We start from the raw sequence: 19,905 nt of genomic DNA, 5'->3' as shown, positions 1-19,905 counted from the left end.
ACTTCAGCCACCCCCCGCAAGGAGCAGAGCCATGTCCGATTCCCCTCATCTCGCACTGGTCCGCCGGATCTACGAGTCCCGTATGGCGCCCGAGGTCACCAGCGAGGTCATGGCCCCGGACTTCGTCTGGGACATCACCCCCGGCTTCCCCAACAGCGGCGTCTACCACGGCTGGGAGAGCGTGGCGAAGGACTTCTTCGGCACGCCGATGCCGAACATCGAGTCCTTCGGCGCCGTGCCCCAGGAGTTCTACGCCGACGACACCGGCCATGTCTTCGTCTACGGGCACTACCACGCCGAGACCACCACCGGGCACAAGGCCGACATCCGCTTCGTCCACGTGTGGGCCGTCCGCGACGGCAAGGCCGTCAGCATGCGCCAGGCCGCCGACAGCCACATCCTCCAGGAAGCCATCAAGGGCTGACACCACCCCCGAAGGAGCCCCACCCATGGCGAAGATCCTTTTCGTGATCACCGCGTCCGACCACTGGACGCTGGCCGACGGAACCCGGCAGCCGGCCGGATTCTGGGCCGAAGAGGCGATCGGTCCGTACCAGGTCTTCAAGGAGGCCGGATACGAGATCGCGGCGGCCACACCCGGCGGCGTCCCGCCGACCGCGGACGCCCTCAGCCTCAGCCCCGACTTCAACGGCGGCCAGCAAGGCGCCGAACGCATGCGAGCCGCCCTGCGCGAGGCCACCGAGCTGGCGAGCCCGATACGCATCGAGGACGTCGACATCGACGACTACGTGGCCGTGTTCTACCCCGGCGGCTGGGGCCCAATGGAGGACCTGCCCGACGATGCCGCCTCCGGCAAGCTGCTCACCGAGTGGCTCGCCTCGGGCAAGCCGGTCTCCCTGGTGTGCCACGGCCCCGCGGCACTGCTGGCCACGATCGGCCCGGACGGGATCTCCCCGTTCACCGGCTACCGCCTGACCGGCCTGTCCAACTCCGAGGAGAAGCAGAACGGTCTCGCCGACCGCGCCAAGTGGCTGCTCCAGGACCGCCTCGTGGGCGACCTCAAGGCGGACTACCGCGAGGCCGAGCCGTTCGCCCCGCACGTCGTGGTGGACCGCACCCTCTACACCGGCCAGAACCCCTACTCGGCCGTCCCCCTGGCGAAGGAACTGCTCAAGGCTCTGAGCTGACGGCCGAGCCGACGACTGAGCCGTACGCCCCCCGGCGGCCCGGCCCGGCACCCACCCCGGGCCGCCGGGCCGCCGGCCCAACCACCGTCTCGCGGCGGCGTTGACGTTTTCCGCGGCGCCGGCTGGAGCATCGCGCCCCTTCGTCGAACGTGGACAGAATCTGTCCCCCTCACAACGTCGGCCGGTTGTGCCAGGGTGCAGATCATGCAGCGCAACCCTCATCTGACCGAGCTGGGTGAGTTCCTCAAGGCTCGCCGTGCCGAGCTCAGTCCCTCCGCCGTCGGACTCCATGGCGGCCAACGACGACGCGTGAGCGGTCTGCGCCGGGAGGAGGTGGCCCTTCTCGCCGCGGTCAGCACCGAGTACTACACACGGATCGAACAAGGCAGACTTCAAGCATCGGTCCACCTCCTGCACGAGATCGCCCAGGTGCTCCGCCTCAACGACGACCAGCGCACCTACCTCCTCGCGCTCGCCGCGAGGGAGAGGGCGCAGCCCACCGCGTCGGACGATCGCCAGCGGGTGGACCCACAGCTGCGGCGCATGCTGGACGACCTCACCACCGCGCCGGCCGTCGTGATCGGCCGAAGGACCAGCATCCTGGGCTGGAACGGGCTCGCCGCCGCCCTGTGGAACGATTTCGGACGCTACCCGGAAGAGGAACGCGTCTTCGTCTGGCTGCTGTTCACCGAACCCTGGATGCGCGAGCGCTATGTGGACTGGGAGGAGGTCGCCCGGCTGACCATCGCACAGGTGCGCATGGAGAGCGCGTCCCGCCCCGACGACCTGCGCCTCACCGCCCTGGTCGAGAAACTGTCCGACCACAACGCGCAGTTCCGGCAATGGTGGACCGAGCACGACGTCGCGAGGCGCGGCAAGGGCGTCAAGAAACTCCGTCACCCGGCGGTCGGGGAACTGACGCTCGACTGGAGCACCCTCACGTGTGCCGCGGACCCCGACCAGCAGATGCTCGTCTGGAACGCCGAACCCGGTAGCCCGTCCCACGACGGGCTGCGCCTCCTGGCCTCCTGGGCCGCGGAGCGGACGGGGACCCAGTCCGACACGGGCGTGTAGGGGCAAGTTCGGCTTCGTGTGGCCCCGACCGCCGTCTCCCCCGGTCTCGTTCTCCGTCCCCGGAGCCTGGAGGACGTCGCCGCGTTGGTGGAGGTGTTCCGGGATCCCGGGCTGCGCCGCTGGACGGGTCACGTCGTGGACCACGAGGGCGACGGAACGAGGTGGGTGCGGGCGCGGCAGCGGCAGTGGGCGGCGGGTGACCGGTTAGCTACTGGACGGCGCCCCCCGCGCGCGGACGGGGTGTGGCTCCCCGCGCTCTGGAGGCGCTCACCGGCTGGGCATCCGACACCTTCGCGGCCGACGGGCTGGAGCGCCTTGAACTTCTGCACCAAGTGGACAACCCGGCATCGTGCAGGGTCACGCAGAAGAGCCGGTACGCCCTGGACAGCGTCCTGCCCGCGGCGCCGCCCGCCTTCCCCAGCGACGGGCACCTGCACGTACGACGGCTTACGGCGGGATTCACCGCGCGGGTGTCAGCCCAGGGCGAGCCAGTGGATGTCGAGTTGTCGGATCCGCGCGGTCTCCGAGGCGTCCAACGGCTCGCGTCCGGTGGCCTTGCGCAGGAAACGTGGTCGGCTCCAGCCCAGTTGGTCGGCGGCCGGCAACTGCTCGGTGCCGAGGAGCAGTTCGAGCACCGCGTCACCGGCCGCCGAGGTGAGCCACGGTTCGCGCCCGAGCGCATCCGCCAAGTCGATGCCGTGGACGGCGACTTCGACGACCCGGGTGAGCAGGAAGTCCGACAGCAGCATGGCGTCACCATGGCGCGTGCGTACGGTACGGCCGACCGGCTGGACCCGGCACAGCCCGTCCACTCGGCGCCATAGTTGGGCGAGATCGCCGGCGAGGGCGGCGCTGTCCGCCGCCTCCGCCGCCCGGTCCTGGGCCAGTGCGATCCGGGCGCTGTTGGTCCGGGGTGAGAAGCGGTCGTCCGGGCGGTAGTAGCGCGCCGCGGACACCGTGGCCGCACCCGGTGCCGGCGCGTCCAGCATGCCCGGGAGCCACGCGATCACGACGCACACATGGCCGAGCAGGTCGCGCACGGTCCAGGGAGCGCAGCGTGTCGGAAGGTCCCACTCCGCCTCGGACAGCCCGGACATGGCCTCTGCGAGCGCCTCGGCTTCCCGGCGGAACGCTTCGAGTACGCGGTCTTGATTCACACGCTCACGTCCTGATCTCACGTCCTAGTGTCTCGTCATCTCTCGCCCTCGTTTCCCAAGGCGGTTGCGGCGGGCCGGTCATGCCGCCTCGGCCTCCAGACGCGCGGGGGCCGGGCGGGGTTGCCGCAGGATGCCGGCGGAGCAGGCGGCGATGACGCAGCATGCCACCGGGAGAAAGAACGTGAGGTTGAGCGGCAGGACCTGGGTCAGCGGGCCGATGACGGCGGGCCCGGCGAGCATGCCGAGGTAGCCGAGTCCGGCGACGCGGGAGACATTGACTCCGGCGGCGTCCTGGTCGGAATGGCCGGCGGCGCTGAGGAGTTGGGGCACGCACCCGGAGAGGCCCGCCCCGAACACGGCCCAGCCGACGAGGGCCGGCAGAACCCAGGGTGAGAGGGCCGCCACGGTCAGGCCGATCGCCGCGACGGACGCGCCGTAGCGGAGGATGGCCACGGGGCCGACACGCGCGCTGACCCGGTCGGCCAGCAGTCGGCCCACGGTCATGGCCGTGGCGAAGGCTCCGTACGCGAGGGCGGCGGTGGCGGCGGGCGCGTCGAGGACCTGGCGCAGATGGAGGGTGCTCCAGTCGTTCGCCACGCCTTCGCACAGCATGATCATCAATGCCAGTGTGGCCAGCATCCAGATGCGTCGGGAGGTTCGCGGACGGGCCTTCGTGGTTGGGGTGGCGTCGTCGCCCGTGGGGTGCACGGAGTGGATGGCGTCGCCCGTGGGGTGCACGGCGTGGGTGACGTCGTCCGTGGGGCGGACGGGCTCCTGGCTCAGCAGCGCGGGCGCCGCGAGCGCCGCCGCGGCCAGGCCTCCGGCGGCGGCGATGCCCAGGGTCACCGCGGGGCTCCAGCCCAGGCTGAGCGTGAGGGAGCCCGCCAGCGCGGCGAGGACCCCGCCGATGGAGAAGGTGGCGTGGAAGGCGGACATGACCGGCCGCCCGTAGCCGCGCTCGACCTGGACGGCGTGGGCGTTCATGCCGACGTCCAGGCAGCCGTTGCCGATGCCGAGCACCAGGAGCGCGGCACCCAGCGTCCAGACGTTCGTCGCCAGGCCGGGCAGGACGACGGCCGCGCTGCACAGTGCCGCGCTGAGCGGGACGACGGCGCGTGCCCCGAAGCGGTCGGTGAGCGGGCCGACGGCCTGCATGCCGACGAAGGCCCCCGCGCCGAGGAGCAGCAGAAGCCAGCCGAGCACGGCGTGGCTGATGCCCGCTCGGTGCTCGATGTTCGGGATGTGGACGACCCACATGCCCATGAGGAAGCCGTTGAGCGTGAAGTAGGCGAAGGTGGCGAGCCGACCGGCCCGTAGAGCTTGTCGCATATATCGAACATACAGAACACCATCCATGTTCGAAAGGTTGCCTTTCTAACATCGAGGGTGTTCACTTTGAGTATGGCTGGCACAGATCGACTCAGGCAGATCACCGACGCCGTACGGGAGGCCGGCAGCGTCGGCGTCGCGGAACTGGCCGGGCTCACCGGAGCCTCGGAGATGACCGTCCGCCGCGACCTCGAAGTCCTGGCCGCGCAGGGAGTGCTCGAACGCTACCGAGGCGGCGCCAAGAGCCTGCTGCTGCGCGGCGAGGAGCCACCCTTCGCGTTGCGGGCCCAGGAGGGGACGGACGTCAAGCGGCGTATCGCGGCCGAGGTCGCCGGGCTCCTCGCCGACGGGGAGTCGGTCGTCCTCGACAGCGGCACCACATGCCTGGAGGTGGCCCGCGCCCTGGAACACCGACGGCTGACCGTGATGCCCCTGTCCCTGCACGCCGTGAACGCGCTGACGGGCGCCCCGCAGCTGACCCTCCTGGTCCCCGGCGGCCGGCCGCGACCGGGCGAGCTGGCGCTGACCGGCCCGCTCACCCTGGCGTCACTGGCCGCCCTGCGGTTCGACACCGCGATCGTCGGCTGCTGCGGGCTGGACGCGGACAACGGCCTGACCGCCTACGACCTCGACGACGCCACCGTCAAACGCGCGGCGATCGCCTCCTCCCGCCGGGTCATCGCCGTCGCGGAAGCCGCCAAGTTCTCGCGTACCGCCCTCGGCTTCGTCGCCCCGGCCTCCGCCCTGCACGCCGTCGTCACGGACGAGTCCGCCCCGGCCGAGCAGACCGACCGGCTGAGCGCGGCGGGCGTGACCGTACGGAAGGTGTGACCTGGTGGCCGACACCGTACTTCCCGGCACCGTTCTTCCCGACACCGTGCTCCCTGACACCGTGCTCCTCTTCGATCTGTTCGGCGTCATCGCGCGCCACCAGTCCGCCGAGGGCAGGGACCGCATCGTCCGGACGGCGGGCGTCGCGGGCGTCCCCGCGGCCGAACTCTGGGACACCTACTGGACGCTGCGTCCGCCCTACGACCGCGGCGAGGTCGACGGCCCCGGCTACTGGGACGGGGTGGCCGGTGCGCTGGGCACCCGCTTCGACGACCGGCTCATCGAGCGCCTCGTCGCGGCGGACATCGCCAGCTGGAGCGGCGTCGACGACACCATGGTCGCCCTCGTCGAGGAACTCGCCGCGCGGGACCGGCGGATCGCCCTGCTGTCCAACATCCCCGCGGAGCTGGCCGACCACTACGAAGCGCGGCACGCATGGCTCGAACACTTCGAGATACGCGCCCTGTCCTGCCGCACCGGCCGGGCCAAGCCCGACCCCGAGGCCTACCGCTGGTGCCAACACGCCCTGCGCGTGCCCCCGGACCGCATCCTCTTCGTCGACGACCGCCAGGACAACATCCGCGCGGCCGAGGCCCTCGGCATCCGGGGACACCTCTTCACCACCCCGGCCCGACTGAGGACACGGCTCGGCTAGAGCGAGAGCGACACGCCGAACCGCATGATCGGCGGCGCTGGAATACTCGGCGAATGACTGCGATGGATCCCTTCCGCGACGAGGCCCGCAACCGCGACTTACCGGAGGACGAGGTCGAGCGGTGGCTCGGTACCGTCCGTGTCTGCGCGACGCTGGGGCCCGTCCGCCAGGCGTCTCCCGGCGGACCGGTGGCCGGTCGGATCGGCGGGCTGCCGCCGATGCCCGAGGGCGAGCCCGTTCCCGAACTGCCGTTCCTCGCCTCGGTCGACCTCGCGGCCGTCCCGCCGGAGGCGACGGACCTCCCGCTGCCGAAGGACGGCACGCTGCTCTTCTTCGCGGACACGGAGGACCCGTGGGGCGACGACGACTGGGCCCAGCTCGTCTACGTTCCGGCGGGCACGCCCGTCTCCGAACGGGCGCCGGACGGCGAGTGGCCGCCGGACGTCCACCCGGTCCAGGAGCTCCGGCTGACGATCGACCCCTCGCTGCCCAACCGCGGTTCGGACAGCGACGAGTTCCCGAACGGCATGGAGCTGGGCTCGGTGTGGTGGGAGACGTGCGACGAGATGCAGTCGGACGGGCCGGTGCAGATCGGGGGCTACCCCTGGGTCTGGAACGCGGACCCGCTCACCGAGCACGACCACGGTCCGGGCGACTGGGTGCTGCTCGCGGAGATCGGGGGCGACGACCTCACCGAAGGCGAACTGGGCATCGTCTACTGGGTGATCCGCCGGGACGACCTGGCCGCCGGCCACTTCACCCGGGCCCGGGCCTGCTTCGACATGGTCTGACAGGCGGATCAGCGCGGTTCCACGAGGAGCGGCTGGGTGCCGGTGCCGAGTGTCCCGGAGAGGTCGTAGAGGTCGGTCACCGTCGCTCCGATGCCGTCCCCGGACAGGGAGGTGCGGGCGTCCAGCAGGATCCACTCCCCCGCGGGATGGCGGTGCAGGTTCAGCTGGAGTGCCGTGGGCACGAACAGGAAGCGCTCCAGCGGGAGTTCGTTGGAGATGCCGTTCGCGGAGTCGGCGACCACGGCCAGCCGCTGCAGCGGAGTGACGGCCTCGCCCTCGACCACCGGAACCCGGACCCGGGTCCAGACCGCGGCGGGCCCCGGCTGCCCGGCGCCACCGTGGACGAACCGCCATTCGATCGCGTCGGGGTAGTGCCAGGAGCCCGGGTACTCGGGGAACGGATCCTTGTCGGGAGCGGCGTCCGGGAGGGCGGGCAGCGGCGACCCGCGGTGTTCGACCTGGCGGTCCGCGCCCGTGCTCGTGGCCATCGTCCAGCACCTGGCCTCCGCCACCACCCGGTCGCGGATCGTCAGCGTGGCCGCGTCCAGCCGGACCCGGCGGCCGGGGCGCAGCGTGCGGACCTCGACCTGTCCGGGCTCGCGCGGGATCACGCCGAGGAAGTCGATCTGGGCCGCCGTGATCCGCCCGGGTCCCGCCACGGCTCGCTCGATCTCACCGAGCAGCAGCGCGGACGGCGGACCGCCGTGCTGCAGCGACTGGTCCCAGGGACTCTCGGTGGCCCGCGTCGGCTCGAACGTGCCGGGTCCGGTCCGGTGGTAGAAGGGCTCGCTCGTCATCCCGGAGACGATACCGACCTGCGCCGGAGCGGCAGCGGGAGCGGGAGCGGGAGCGGTCGGGTAACTGACCGGGGGTCAGAGGAAGTCCGCAAGTCCGTCGAGGAACCGGTCCACGTCGTCGGTGGTGTTGTAGGGGGCCAGGCCCGCGCGCAGGGCGGGGGCGTCGAGTTTGAGCGCGGTGAAGGGCTCGTGCGCGTAGAAGGAGCCCGCCGGTGCCACCACGCCGCGCGCCGCCAGGTGGATCTGGGCCTCGCGGGCGTCGCGGCCTTCGAGGGTCATCAGGAGGGTCGGGGTGCGGTCGGGGGCCTTCGAGTGCACAGTGACGGCCTCGCCCAGGGACTCCAGGGACTCCAGGCCCGCCTGCAGCCGTGCGCGCAGCGTCAGTTCGTGCTGGTGCAGGGCGTCGAAGGAGTGGGTGAGGCGCTCCCTGCGCGACGTTCCCGTACCGGGGTCCAGGTCGGCGAGGAAGTCGACGGCGGCGGTGGCGCCCGCCAGGATCTCGTACGGCAGGGTGCCGAACTCGAAGCGCTCCGGGACCGTGTCGGGAGACGGCACGAGCTTGTCCGGGCGCACGGTTTCGAGGAACTCGGGCTCCGCCGCGAGGACTCCGCAGTGCGGCCCGAGGAACTTGTAGGGCGAGCAGACGAACGCGTCGGCGCCGAGGGCGGGCACGTCCACGAGATGGTGGGCGGCGTAGTGGACGCCGTCCACGTACACCAGGGCGCCGGCCTCGTGCGCGCGGTCGGCGATCCGGCGGAGGGGCGGCTTCGTACCGAGCACGTTCGAGGCGGCGGTGACGGCGACGACCCGGGTGCGGGCGGTCAGGGCCCGTTCGTACGAGTCCAGGTCCAGCTCCGTCGTCTCCGGGTCGATCTCGATCCAGCGGACCGTCGCTCCGGCGCGTTCGGCGGCCTGGATCCAGGGGCGGACGTTGGCGTCGTGGTCGAGGCGGCTGAGGACGATCTCGTCGCCCGGGTTCCAGGTCTTGGCGAGGTGGCGGGAGAAGTCGTACGTCAGCTGGGTGGCGCTGCGGCCGTGGACGACGCCGTTCGGGGGCACGTGGAGGAGGTCGGCGTAGGCGGCGCGGAAGTCGGCGACGGCGCGTTCGGCGTTGGCCTCGGAGGGGCTGACGGTCCCCCGGTTGGAGAGGGGGCCGGTCAGCGTCGCGGTGATGGCGTCGGCGACGGGGCGGGGTGTCTGGGTGCCGCCCGGACCGTCGAAGAAGGCGAGACCCGTGTCGAGGGAGGGGAAGTGGGCGCGCAGGGCGGTGAGATCGATGGCCATGGGCTCGCTTTCTTCGGGCACGGGGTCCGGCTCGGTCGGGTGCTTCGGGCAGGGTGCCGGGCTCGCCCGGGCACGGCGCCCGGCGTCGCGGCGCCTTTACTCTGTCGTCGACCGCGCGACACGTAAAGCGCGTGGTGTGCCGGGGCTCGATGGCCGAGGCCGCCACGGAACACGGCTATGTGCCCTCGGCGGTGTCCCAGCACATCGCCGCGCCCGACGTACCGGCGGTTCAGCGGGCGGTGAGTGGGGTCTCGTGTTCGACGCGGGTCAGTTTTTCGGGGTTGCGGACGTAGTAGAGGCCGGTGACGCGGGCGTTCTCGACGCGGAGGGCCAGGACGCCGTCGATCACGCCGTCCAGGCGCAGGACGAGGCCGGGGTTGCCGTTCACCGTCGTGGGCTCGCCGGCGAGGACGCCGCCGGCCTTGGCGAGGCTGCCGACCATGTAGCGGAGCACCTTGTCGGCGCCGACGACCGGGCGCGGCGCGGCCAGTCTGAGGCCGCCGCCGTCGCTGACGAAGACGACGTCCGGGGCGAGCACGTCGAGCAGCGCCTGCAAGTCGCCGGTCACCAGCGCCTGTTGGAACGAGTGCAGCGCCTCCCGGGTCTCCGCCGGGGAGGCCGCCGTACGCGGTCGGCGGGCGTCCACGTGCCGGCGGGCCCGGTGGGCGATCTGGCGTACGGCGGCGGGGGTCTTGTCGATCGCGGCCGCGATGTCGTCGTAGCCGAAGTCGAAGACCTCGCGCAGGACGAAGACGGCGCGTTCGGTCGGCGAGAGGGTTTCGAGGATGTACATGAGGGCCAGCGACAGGTTCTCGGACAGTTCGACGTCCTCGGCCACGTCCGGCGCGGTGAGCAGGGGCTCGGGGAGCCAGGGGCCCACGTAGGCCTCCTTGCGCCGTTTGAGGGTGCGCAGGCGGTTGAGTGCCTGCCGGGTCGTGATCCGGACCAGGTAGGCGCGCTCGTCCCGCACCTGCTCCAGGTCGACCCGGACCCAGCGCAGCCAGGCCTCCTGGAGGACGTCCTCGGCGTCCGCGGCCGATCCGAGCATCTCGTAGGCGACGGTGAACAGCAGGTCGCGGTGGGCGACGAAGGCCTCGGTCGCGGCGTCGGTGACGTGATCGTCCATGTCGTGCGCTTCGCTCTCTGGTGGTCGGTCCCATGGACCGGAGGCGGGCCATGGGACATGTACCCGCTCCGGTCGCACGGTCGGTGGCCTGTCGCCGGTCAGGCGCTGCGCGGCCGGGTCGCCTCCTCGCGGTCCACGCCGTCGCCGTGGGGGGCGCCGGACTTGGCCTTGCGGGCGCCGGACACCAGCTTGTTGAGGGTGAACACGCAGGCGATCTCCTTGACGACGGCACCCGTGCGTCCGCTGATGCTGAGCGCGTTCACCTTGTCGTTCGGGTAGGAGAACTGGGTGACGCCCGCCTTCCGGCCGAGGCTGAGGCACTGCCCGCCGAAGAACATCCGCACGGGCGTGGGCTTCTTCCCCGCGATACGGCGCAGAATCGTGTCGGCGGCCGCCGGGCCCAGCTGTACGGCCGCCTGGCAGCTCATCCGGAACGGGTGGTCCGGCATCACGCCCGCGTCCCCGGCGGCGACGATGCGCTCGTCGTCCACGCTGGTCAGCGTCGTGTCGGTGACCAGACGGCCGTCGGCGTCGGTGCGCAGCCCGCTGTGCGCGGCCAGGTCCGGGACGCGGAACCCGGCGGTCCAGATCGTCACCGTGCTGGGGACCTCACGGCCGTCGCCGAGCCGTACGGCGTCATGGGTCACCTCCTTCACCTGCGCGCCGGGGCCTTCGAGGACGGTCACCCCCACCTTGGCGAGCCGGCGGGCGACCGGGCGGCGGACCCGGGGGTGCAGGGAGGGGCCGAGCACGTCGCCGCAGACCAGGGTGACCCTGCGGCCCGCTTCGGCCAGCTCGGCCGCGGTCTCCAGGCCGGTGGGTCCGGCGCCGACCACGGTCACCGGGGCCGACGCGGGCGCCGCGTCCAGCGCGGACCGCAGGCGTTCCGCGCCCTCGAAGTCCGACACCCAGTGGGCGAACTCCGCCGCTCCGGGCACCCCGGGATCGGCGGCGCCGCTGCCCACGGCGTAGACGAGGTAGTCGTAGGAGACCGTGCCTCCGCTCTCCAGGGACACCTGGCGTTCGGCGGCGTCGATCCGGGTCGCGGTGTCGACCACCAGCCGGACGTTCCCGCCCATGACCCTGCCGTAGCCCTCGGTGGCGTCGTCGGAGCCGGTCACGCGCTGGTGCAGGCGGATCCGTTCGACGAACTCGGGACGCGGGTTGATCACGGTCACCGTCACACCGGCGCGCCGCGCCAGGGCGTTGGCCGCCGTCACGCCGCCGTAGCCGCCGCCGACGACGACCACCTTCACGTTGCCGCCGCCGCTGCCACTGCCGTTCATCATGTCTCCCTCGGTTCTGGACTCGACATGGAGACACCGGCCACGGGGGGCCTGTGACAGCCTGCGGACGAGACGTGGCTCACACCCGGCGCACGCCCCCACACCGTCCGGCCGGGTCGACCGGCCACGCTGTCGCAGCGACCGGAATCGGCCATCAACACCTCCTGCGGAGGCTGTCGGTGGCGCGAACTATGCTCCCGCCATGAACGAGGACGACAGAGGGTCCGGCAGACGAGTCGTCGACGGACGCTTCGAGTTGGAGACCCGTCTCGGCGGTGGCGGGATGGGGACGGTGTGGCGGGCCAGGGATCTGGTGCTGCACAGGCTCGTGGCCGTGAAGGAGGTCCGGCCGCCCGACCGGGACCTCGCCGAGTACGACCCCGAGGGCGCCCGGACGCTGCGCGAGCGGGTGCTGCGGGAGGCCAGGGCCCTGGCCCGCATCGACCATCCGAACGTGGTCACCATCCACCACATCGTCGACGGCGGCGACGGCACCTACCCGTGGATCGTGATGGAGCTGGTCAGCGGTGGTTCGCTCGCCGACCGGCTGGCCCAGGGGCCGATGCCGCCGGCCGAGGCGGCGCGCATCGGCCGGCAGGTGCTGTCCGGGCTCGGCGCCGCGCACGAGGCCGGGATCCAGCACCGGGACGTCAAGCCCGCCAACGTCCTGCTGCGCCCGGACGGGCGTCCCGTCCTCACGGACTTCGGTATCGCCGCGATCCGCGAGACGACCGGCCTGACCGCCACGGGTTCCGTCATCGGCACCCCCGACTTCATGGCGCCCGAGCGCATCTCGGGCCACGAGGGCGGCTCCGCCTCCGACCTGTGGTCGCTGGCGATGATGCTGTACACGGCGGTGGAGGGCCACCATCCGCTGCGCCGGGGCAACACCCTGGCGACCCTCGCGGCGGTCCTCAGCGACGACGTCGCGCCGCCGGTGCGTGCCGGTGCGCTGGGCGACGTCCTGATGAGCGTGCTCGTACGGGATCCGGCGGCGCGGCCGTCGGCGGCCGACCTGGACCGGCGACTCGCCGAGATCGAGTCGGGTCCGGCGGCCCCTGCGGCTGCGCCGGTGTGGGACGAGCCCACCTCGTACCCGCTGGTTCCGCCGTCGTCCGGCGGCCACCCGGTCCCGCCGCACTCGGGCGGCTTCACCGCGCCGACCACGTTCGGATCGTCCGGCGTCCCCGCCGCGCCGCCCTCCGCCTTCACGGTCGGGGGCGGCGCGAGTGCTTCCGGCCCGACGGGCGCCTACCCGTCCACCGGGTTCGGTCCGCCGCCCGTGACGGCACCGCCGGGGCAGGTTCCGTATCAGCCGGCGACCGCGCCCGTGGCCCCGGTACGGCGACGTACGCCGCGCCGGGGCGCCCTGCTGAGCGTGTCAGGGGCCGCGCTCGCCGGCGTTCTGGTCCTGCTGTGGTGGCTGCTGCCCGCGGGGGCGGACGCCCGCGACTCGGAGGCGAGCGGCTCGTCAACGGCCTCGCCCTCCGCCTCGGCGCCGCAGTCGACCGGCTCGACCCCGAAGTCGACGGCCTCACAGACCGACGGCGACCGGGCGACGGAGGAATCGCAGGACGCCGGGACGGACGCCGGGAAGGGCACCGAGACCGGCGACATGCTGACGCCGGACGGCATCCGCACCGCTATCAAGGCGTTCGAGAAGGAGACCGGCCGGAACATGTTCGGTGACTTCTCCGTCTACCCGGACTTCGTGTCGGCTCAGCTCATGGTGGAGGGCAGTGACACGAAGTACGACACCTACACCTACCGGCCGGGGCAGGGCGTGGAGAAGGGCATCATCAAGGGCACGCTCGCCGGCGGCGAACAGCCCGTCAGCCTCGACGACTTCGACTGGGACAAGGTTCCCGCGCTTCTGAAGGAGGCGGACAAGAAGCTCAACGTCGAGGATCCCGAGAACCGTTACCTGCTGGTGAGACAGCCCAACGACATCTTCGACACCCCGGCCGGCATGGCCGTCTACCTGAGCGACGAGTACAACCAGTCCGGCTATCTGGAGGCCGACACCAACGGCAAGGTGACCCGGGTGATGCCGGCCGAGGGCTGATCCCCCAGATGGTTCGGTGTCCGGTCCGTCAGGTGACGGCGCCCTGGGCGTCGTACATGCCCTTGACCCCGTCGTCGAAGTAGGCGGCCTCGTTCCAGCCGGTCGAGGTGACGGTGCTCATCACGCCGTTGACGGAGCCGAGACCGCCTGAGTCGTTGAACTCACGCAGCCAGGGTCCGCCGCTGGAGCCGCCGCCGAAGTTGCACTGCAGTTCGATGCCGCCGTCACCGGCCGCCCGTGTCGTGCCGGTGCAGGTCCACTGGAGTTCGCCACCGTCGAGGTTCCCGGGGTAGCCGAAGATCGTGACGGGCTGGGTGCGCGAGAAGTTCCAGCTCATGCCGTGGCCGCCGGTGACGTTGACGATCTTGTTGCCGTTGAGCGGCCAGGTGGTCACCATGGCCACGTCGCGCCGGAGGTCGCTGCTGTCGATCCAGGCGTTGAAGGTCCGCATCTGCTTTGCGGCGAAGGTGCCGAAGGGGCGGGCCCCGGAGCGGTAGCGCGGCACGTACACCCAGTTCGTCATCCAGGTGCCGCCGCTGCCGCCGTGCACGCAGTGGCCGGCCGTGACGACCATCTGCTTGGAGTCACTGTTGAGGGCGCTCGCCGAACACGCGTAGGTGCCGCCGTTGGCGGGGTTGGTGAAGAACACCTTGCCCACGGCGGCGGATTCGTTGATGCGCGCCGACGGGGCGTCGGAACGCGCGGGGGCGGACGGGACCGTTCCCGGCTTCCCGGTGGGGCCGGTCCGCTTCGCGGAGTCCGGCCTCGGTGCGGAGGGCGCCTTGTCGAGCGAGACGGCCTTCGCCATCCGCTCCGGCGTCCAGAAGCGCTCCAGCGCGCGGATGTCCTGCGCCGAGTCGACGGGGGCGCCGCTCGACAGCCGCGCGGACCGGCCGACGGTCGTCCCGTCGTTCCCGGCGGTGGAGGTGAGCGCGCCCGCGGCGGTCCGGGTGGCGGCCTCGGCCCGGACGGGTGCGGCCTCGGCGGCCGTTCCCGTACCGATCAGGGCCAGCACGGTGGCCGCGGCCAGCGGGAGTATCGCTTGTCTGAGTCTGCGCACGAACTGCTCCTTCGATGGTCGTGTCGTTGGAGTGCGTGTTCTGGACAGAGCACAGCGAACCTAGGGGGGACGGGGACATGCCAAACAGACAGAGATCGGCCGCTCCGCGCTTTCCTGTGAGTCGCCTATGTATTCGGCCCGTCTGGATTGCCGCTTGCCCGCAGGGGCCGCGGTGCGGTGGGCACCGTCGTGGCGTCGGCCGCGTCCGCTCGCGGATGAACGGCACGCGGACGAGCAGGTTGCGTCCCGGGGCGACCGGGAGCGCGGCACCCCGGCCCACCCTGCTGGACCGCGTCCCCGTCGCACGCCGGACTGCCGTGAACCGGCCGGGCGCGGAGGCGCGTGGGAACGTCCGCGCCGGGCACTTTGGCGGATCTGCGCGCCCGGCGCCTACCCGACGTCGGGCAACTCCAGCTCCACCGGCTCCAGTTCCACAGGCGCCGGCTCCGTGGCCGCCAACCGCTCGGACCTCCGTCCGTTCTCCAGCCGCAGGGACGTGAGCCACGGCCAGAGATCCGGCAGGGCCTGGCCGGAGCACGCCAGACGATGCTCGATGCGGCAACGCTGCGTCGTGTCCGGCGGGCAGACGGCGTACGCCGCCACCTGACCGTCCGACAGTTCGATCCAGCGGTACTCGGCCGGCACCAGATGGGCCAGGACGTCCATGTCCGGCTCCAACAGCACCCAGTCGTGCTCCAGCGTCGGCACCCGCTCCTGTGGCAGCCCGCAGTACGCGCAGGTGAACCGCTGCTCGCCGCCGAGACGCGGCACGCCCTCAAACGCCCCCATAGCCCGAGCGTGACCGCGAGACCGGCCGCGACGCACGACGACAACGAGACGGGACAGGTGCGGCGGGACGGGCGCACGGCGACAGAAGAGCCGACGCTTGTCATCGCTCGGCACTGCGGCCACGGAGGTGACGGCCGAGCGCGGTGGGGCGTTCCCGGTGGCAACCTTTCGGGGCGGTCGGGAGTCGTGTGTGTCGGTACGGTCCGTGGTGGAGGCGGTGGCGGAGGCGGGAGGTCTCATGGGACGGCTTACGCGGGTGTCCCGGATGTGCCTGTCGGCGATGGGTCGCGAGGTCGCCCGGGGGCGCGGCGCGGGGGGCCGGAACGGGTCACCCGCGCTCCGAGCGATGCGAGCGGTGCGGGCGGTGCGGAGTGCCGGCCGGCCGCTGGGGTTCGCCGCCGCGGCCCTCGCGGCCGTGCTGCTGGCGGCGGGATGCAGTGGTGCCGTGCAGCGCCCGGCCGCCGACGAGAGCGGCGCGAGCGGTGACGAGAAGCCGTATCCGGCCAGTCGCCAGGGCGAGCGGCCGGACGCGGGAAAGCCTTCCGCGCATCCGCGACCCGGGGACTTCAACGGTGACGGCTACGACGACTTCGCCGCCGTGGTCGCGGACGGAAACCTGGTGGTGGTCTACGGGTCGGCGAAGGGGCTGGATCCGCGCCGGCACACCGTGGTCCCGTGGTCGGCCTCGGCGGCGGGACCCGAGCAGACACAGCTGTTCCGCGTCGACCTGGACCATGACGGCTTCACCGATCTCGTGTCGGCGCCGCAGCGGGGTGAGCCCGCCGTGCTGTGGGGCGGGCCGCGCGGCGTGGGCGACGCACAACCGCTCACCGGTGCGTCGGCGAGCCCGGCGGCGACCGGGGACTTCGACGGGGACGGCAACGCCGACCTGTTCATCCCGGGTGGCACGAAAGGCCCGGGTGGCACGGCAGGCCCGGAGGGCACGGCAGGCCCGGAGGGCACGGCAGGCCCGGAGGGCACGGCAGGCCCGGAGGGCACGGCAGGCCCGGAGGGCACGGCAGGCCCGGAGGGCGCCGACGGCCCGGGGAGCGCCGAAGGCCCGGGTGACGCCGAAGGCCCGGGTGACGCCGAAGGCCCGGGTGACGCCGAAGGCCCGGGTAGCGCCGAAGGCCCGACCGGCACCGTGTGGTACGGCCCCGTCCGGCGCGGCGGCGCGCCCGCCCGTGTGCAGGAGCTGACCGGCGACCGCCGCCCGAACTCGGTTCCGTACGGCTTCCTGGCCGGTGACTTCGACGGCGACGAGGCCACCGATCTGGCCGTGAGGTTCCACTGGAGCGATCCGGACATGGAGGGCGACGGCGAGGTGGCCCTCGCCGACCTGCTCTATCTGCGTGGCGGCCCCGAGGGGCTGCGGCCGGACGAGCACGGCGATCGGCCCGCCACCGGTCTGGAGGGGCAGGTCGGGGATGTGGACGGCGACGGCGCCGACGACCTGTACACCGCGAGCTTCGTCGCGTTCCGCAAGCAGCTGAGCGCCGGTTACTGGCTCAGCACCCGCTCCGGGCCCGAGAGCGGCGAACATGCCGGGATCAGCACCGATACGCCGCCGGGGCTCAACAACGAGACGCAGTACGGCGGTATGGGCGGCACCGCCCTGGGCGACGTCACCGGTGACGGCCGGGCCGATCTGGTGACCTCGGCGACGGGGGCCAACAACAGCAACGGCGTGGTGTGGCTGGTCCCCGACCTGCGGGCGGCCACGGCCGAGACGGTCCAGGCGGTGAACCTCGACAGCCCCGGCCTCCCCGGCAGCGACACACCCGCCGCCGGCCGCGGGCCCACCCGTAACCGCATCACCGTCGTCGGCCCGCTCCTCGACACCGACGGCGACGATCACCTGGACGTCGTGGTCGGCGCCCCCGGCTTCCTGAACCCGAAGAAGCAGGAACTGGACGCGTTCTGGGTGCTGCGCGGCACGGGTGAGGGGATGACGTACCAACGGCACTTCACCACCGCGGACCTGCTCTGACCGGCCGACCGCGAGTCCTCGGGATTCCGGGTGTCCTCGGGATTCATGGGGTGGGCCGGGTGTGCACGCTGACGGCGTAGCCGCCGCCGGGGTGGTACGGGTCGCCGCTCCAGGTGGCGTGGCGCTCCCGTAGGGCCAGTCCGGCCTCGGCGCACCAGTGGTCGAACTGGGTCAGGGTGACCGGCGGTTCCGGCAGCGGCAGGTGGGCCGCGTCCAGACCCATGCCGGTGACCAGCAGGCCGCCGGGGCGCAGTGCGGCCGCCAGGTGGTGGATGACGGCCGGTTCGGTGCCGGGGGCCAGCAGGGGGATGACGTTCCCGGCGGCGAGCACCAGGTCGAAGCCGGGGGTCAGGCCGAGGGCGTCCAGGTGGGCCAGGTCGCCGAGGAGCCATTCCTGCGCGGGCGCTTCACGGCGGGCGACGGCGAGCATCGAGGGATCGACGTCCACGCCGGTGCAGTGGTGGCCCAGTTCGGCGAGCCGGATCGCGATCCGACCGGTGCCGCAGCCGGCGTCGAGAATCCGGGCCTCGGGCTCCAGCAGCGCGGCACAGAACGTGGCCTCGCCGTGGATGTCGTGGCCCGACGCGGCGAGCCGAGCGAAACGCCGGGCGTACCCCTCCCCGGCTTCCCCGCCGGTCAGTTCCGCCCAACGGTCGCGCTGCCCACCCATGTCCCCATGCCTTCCGTCAGCCCCGCCCTCCGGAGGCGGGAGCGATGTCGTCGCCCTGGCCTGCCCAGCCGCCGGTCCAGGGCTCCTCCAGCATGCCGGACGCGGGGCCCATGACGGCAAAGAACAGCACGTCCGCCGGGAGGGGTGCCCCCGGGCCCCCTCCCCGGACCCTACTTACTTGACGCATGTCAGATTACAGCTAATCTGACATGTGTCAGGCGAGGGGCTCCAGCGCAGCAGCCCTCCCTCCGGCACACAGCCGACCACCCCCGCGTCCCGCCACTCCTGGAGTTCCGTCATGTCCCACACCGCGACCGACACCCCGGACACGCCCGCCGTGTCCGCCTCCCCGCCCACCGACACACCACCTCCGCACCGCTGGTGGATCCTGGTCGTGATCGGTCTGGCCCAGCTGATGGTGGTGCTGGACGCGACGATCGTGAACATCGCACTGCCCTCGGCCCAGCAGGACCTGGGCTTCTCCGACGGCGACCGCCAGTGGGTCGTCACCGCCTACGCACTCGCCTTCGGCAGTCTGCTGCTGCTCGGCGGCCGGATAGCGGACCTCTTCGGCCGCAAGATGACCTTCCTCGTCGGGCTGGTCGGCTTCGCCGGCATGTCCGCCCTGGGCGGCGCCGCCACCAGCTTCGAGATGCTCATCGTCGCCCGCGCCGGCCAGGGCGTGTTCGGCGCGCTCCTCGCACCCGCCGCGCTGTCCCTGCTGACCGTGACGTTCACCGACGCCAAGGAACGCGCCAAGGCCTTCGGCGTGTACGGCGCTATCGCCGGCGCCGGCGGTGCCGTCGGCCTGCTGCTCGGCGGTGTGCTGACCGAGTACCTCGACTGGCGCTGGACCCTCTACGTCAACCTAGTCTTCGCGGCCGCCGCCTTCGTCGGCGGAGTGATCCTGCTCCAGCGCACCACCCGCGACAGGACGGCCAAGATCGACGTCCCCGGTGCCCTCCTCGTCGGCGGCGGACTGTTCTGCCTGGTCTACGGCTTCTCCAACGCCGAGAGCCACGACTGGGGCTCCGTCCGAACCTGGGGCTTCCTGCTCGCCGGAGGCGTCCTGCTGGCCGCCTTCACCTGGTGGCAGACCAAGGCCGCGCACCCGCTGCTGCCGCTGCGGATCCTGCTCCACCGCAACCGCGGGGCCTCCTTCATCTCCGTGCTGATCATCGGTGCCGCGATGTTCGGTGTCTTCCTCTTCCTCACCTACTACCTGCAGCAGACGCTCGGTTACACGCCCATCAAGACCGGCCTCGCCTTCCTGCCGATGATCACCGCACTGATGGTGACCTCGACGCTCGCCACCACCTCACTCGTCCCCCGCTTCGGCCCCAAGCCGGTCGTACCGCTGGGCATGGGCATCGCGGCCGCCGGCATGGTCTGGCTGACGGGTCTCGACCTCACCAGCTCCTACGCCACCCACATCCTGCCCCCGCTGATCGTGGCCGGACTCGGTATGGGCCTGATCATGGCGCCCGCCATGAGCCTGGCCACCGAAGGGGTCGCCGCCGAGGACTCCGGCGTCGCCTCCGCCGCCGTCAACACCATGCAGCAGGTCGGCGGTTCGCTGGGCACCGCACTCCTCAACACCCTCTTCTCCAGCGCCGTCACGAGCTACCTCGACGGCAGGAACCCCAAGGACCCCATGGTCCTCGCCCAGGCGGGCCTGGAGGGCTACTCCACCGCCTACTGGTGGTCCGCCGCGTTCTTCGTCGCCGGCCTCGTCATCAGCGCCCTCCTCTACCGGCGCGGCGCCCCCGTCCACAACCCCGACGCCGCACCCGTCGTCCACATGTAGAACACGTCCCCACGGCCCGCCGGACAACCGGCGGGCCGTGGCGGTG

Annotated in this window: 18 protein-coding genes and 1 pseudogene; 10 read left to right on the top strand and 9 right to left on the bottom strand. The window is 72.2% G+C overall.

Annotation, left to right across the window (positions count from 1 at the left end):
• Positions 1–31 precede the first annotated feature (31 nt).
• The 4 genes and pseudogenes from ACZ7MG_RS31840 to ACZ7MG_RS31825 form a co-directional block, all read left to right on the top strand.
• The gene (locus ACZ7MG_RS31840) at positions 32–424 is read left to right on the top strand and encodes a nuclear transport factor 2 family protein (RefSeq protein ID WP_471381399.1); all 393 of its coding nucleotides are present in this window, start codon (positions 32–34) and stop codon (positions 422–424) included.
• Between the two features lie 25 nt (positions 425–449).
• A complete protein-coding gene (locus tag ACZ7MG_RS31835; protein ID WP_471381397.1) occupies positions 450–1,148 on the top strand; it encodes a type 1 glutamine amidotransferase domain-containing protein in 699 nt (232 codons plus the stop codon).
• A 204-nt stretch (positions 1,149–1,352) separates the two neighbouring features.
• The gene (locus tag ACZ7MG_RS31830) at positions 1,353–2,222 is read left to right on the top strand and encodes a helix-turn-helix domain-containing protein (protein WP_471381395.1); all 870 of its coding nucleotides are present in this window, start codon (positions 1,353–1,355) and stop codon (positions 2,220–2,222) included.
• A gap of 18 nt (positions 2,223–2,240) precedes the next feature.
• Positions 2,241–2,668, top strand: a pseudogene (locus ACZ7MG_RS31825) (GNAT family N-acetyltransferase); the annotation flags it as partial.
• Between the two features lie 27 nt (positions 2,669–2,695).
• Here ACZ7MG_RS31825 and ACZ7MG_RS31820 read toward each other — a convergent pair.
• Both ACZ7MG_RS31820 and ACZ7MG_RS31815 read right to left on the bottom strand, forming a co-directional pair.
• On the bottom strand, positions 2,696–3,379 hold the full coding sequence (locus tag ACZ7MG_RS31820) for a maleylpyruvate isomerase family mycothiol-dependent enzyme (RefSeq protein WP_471381392.1): 684 nt from the start codon (positions 3,377–3,379) through the stop codon (positions 2,696–2,698).
• 78 nt (positions 3,380–3,457) lie between these two features.
• Entirely contained in the window at positions 3,458–4,708 is a 1,251-nt protein-coding gene (locus ACZ7MG_RS31815) for an MFS transporter (RefSeq protein WP_471381390.1), read from the bottom strand.
• Positions 4,709–4,780: 72 nt separating this feature from the next.
• Here ACZ7MG_RS31815 and ACZ7MG_RS31810 point away from each other — a divergent pair, with 72 nt between their 5' ends.
• The 3 genes from ACZ7MG_RS31810 to ACZ7MG_RS31800 are packed head-to-tail and all read left to right on the top strand — an operon-like array spanning position 4,781 to position 6,985.
• Positions 4,781–5,539: a DeoR/GlpR family DNA-binding transcription regulator gene (locus tag ACZ7MG_RS31810; protein WP_471381389.1), complete on the top strand. Its 759-nt coding sequence runs from the start codon at positions 4,781–4,783 to the stop codon at positions 5,537–5,539.
• A 4-nt stretch (positions 5,540–5,543) separates the two neighbouring features.
• On the top strand, positions 5,544–6,194 hold the full coding sequence (locus ACZ7MG_RS31805; protein ID WP_471381386.1) for an HAD family hydrolase: 651 nt from the start codon (positions 5,544–5,546) through the stop codon (positions 6,192–6,194).
• 53 nt (positions 6,195–6,247) lie between these two features.
• Positions 6,248–6,985 (top strand): DUF1963 domain-containing protein, encoded by a 738-nt coding sequence (locus tag ACZ7MG_RS31800; protein ID WP_471381384.1) that lies wholly within the window; start codon positions 6,248–6,250, stop codon positions 6,983–6,985.
• Between the two features lie 8 nt (positions 6,986–6,993).
• Here the strand turns inward: ACZ7MG_RS31800 and ACZ7MG_RS31795 are convergent, their stop codons facing one another.
• The 4 genes from ACZ7MG_RS31795 to ACZ7MG_RS31780 all read right to left on the bottom strand — a co-directional run bounded on the left by ACZ7MG_RS31795 (position 6,994) and on the right by ACZ7MG_RS31780 (position 11,481).
• A complete protein-coding gene (locus tag ACZ7MG_RS31795; protein ID WP_471381382.1) occupies positions 6,994–7,782 on the bottom strand; it encodes a thioesterase family protein in 789 nt (262 codons plus the stop codon).
• 75 nt (positions 7,783–7,857) lie between these two features.
• Positions 7,858–9,066 (bottom strand): cysteine desulfurase-like protein, encoded by a 1,209-nt coding sequence (locus ACZ7MG_RS31790; protein ID WP_471381381.1) that lies wholly within the window; start codon positions 9,064–9,066, stop codon positions 7,858–7,860.
• Between the two features lie 229 nt (positions 9,067–9,295).
• Positions 9,296–10,192, bottom strand: coding sequence for an RNA polymerase sigma-70 factor (locus ACZ7MG_RS31785; protein WP_471381379.1), 897 nt, complete (start codon positions 10,190–10,192; stop codon positions 9,296–9,298).
• Between the two features lie 98 nt (positions 10,193–10,290).
• The gene (locus ACZ7MG_RS31780) at positions 10,291–11,481 is read right to left on the bottom strand and encodes an NAD(P)/FAD-dependent oxidoreductase (protein WP_471381377.1); all 1,191 of its coding nucleotides are present in this window, start codon (positions 11,479–11,481) and stop codon (positions 10,291–10,293) included.
• A gap of 199 nt (positions 11,482–11,680) precedes the next feature.
• Between ACZ7MG_RS31780 and ACZ7MG_RS31775 the strand changes: the two genes are divergently transcribed.
• The gene (locus ACZ7MG_RS31775; RefSeq protein WP_471381376.1) at positions 11,681–13,543 is read left to right on the top strand and encodes a serine/threonine-protein kinase; all 1,863 of its coding nucleotides are present in this window, start codon (positions 11,681–11,683) and stop codon (positions 13,541–13,543) included.
• Positions 13,544–13,571: 28 nt separating this feature from the next.
• Here ACZ7MG_RS31775 and ACZ7MG_RS31770 read toward each other — a convergent pair whose 3' ends face one another.
• Positions 13,572–14,603, bottom strand: coding sequence for a trypsin-like serine peptidase (locus tag ACZ7MG_RS31770; RefSeq protein WP_471381373.1), 1,032 nt, complete (start codon positions 14,601–14,603; stop codon positions 13,572–13,574).
• 390 nt (positions 14,604–14,993) lie between these two features.
• Entirely contained in the window at positions 14,994–15,392 is a 399-nt protein-coding gene (locus ACZ7MG_RS31765) for a DUF6083 domain-containing protein (protein ID WP_471381371.1), read from the bottom strand.
• A 238-nt stretch (positions 15,393–15,630) separates the two neighbouring features.
• Here ACZ7MG_RS31765 and ACZ7MG_RS31760 point away from each other — a divergent pair, with 238 nt between their 5' ends.
• Positions 15,631–17,382 (top strand): FG-GAP-like repeat-containing protein, encoded by a 1,752-nt coding sequence (locus ACZ7MG_RS31760; protein WP_471381368.1) that lies wholly within the window; start codon positions 15,631–15,633, stop codon positions 17,380–17,382.
• A gap of 43 nt (positions 17,383–17,425) precedes the next feature.
• On the opposite strand, the gene ACZ7MG_RS31755 is transcribed toward ACZ7MG_RS31760, so the two are convergent.
• Positions 17,426–18,052, bottom strand: a complete 627-nt coding sequence (locus ACZ7MG_RS31755; protein ID WP_471381366.1) for a class I SAM-dependent methyltransferase — start codon at positions 18,050–18,052, stop codon at positions 17,426–17,428.
• A gap of 298 nt (positions 18,053–18,350) precedes the next feature.
• Here ACZ7MG_RS31755 and ACZ7MG_RS31750 point away from each other — a divergent pair, with 298 nt between their 5' ends.
• Positions 18,351–19,859: an MFS transporter gene (locus ACZ7MG_RS31750; RefSeq protein ID WP_471381364.1), complete on the top strand. Its 1,509-nt coding sequence runs from the start codon at positions 18,351–18,353 to the stop codon at positions 19,857–19,859.
• The last annotated feature ends 46 nt before the right edge of the window (positions 19,860–19,905 follow it).

The organism is Streptomyces sp. NPDC107538, from assembly GCF_055657445.1.
Note: the sequence above shows the minus strand (reverse complement) of the source record. Positions and strands in the feature narration are given on the sequence as shown.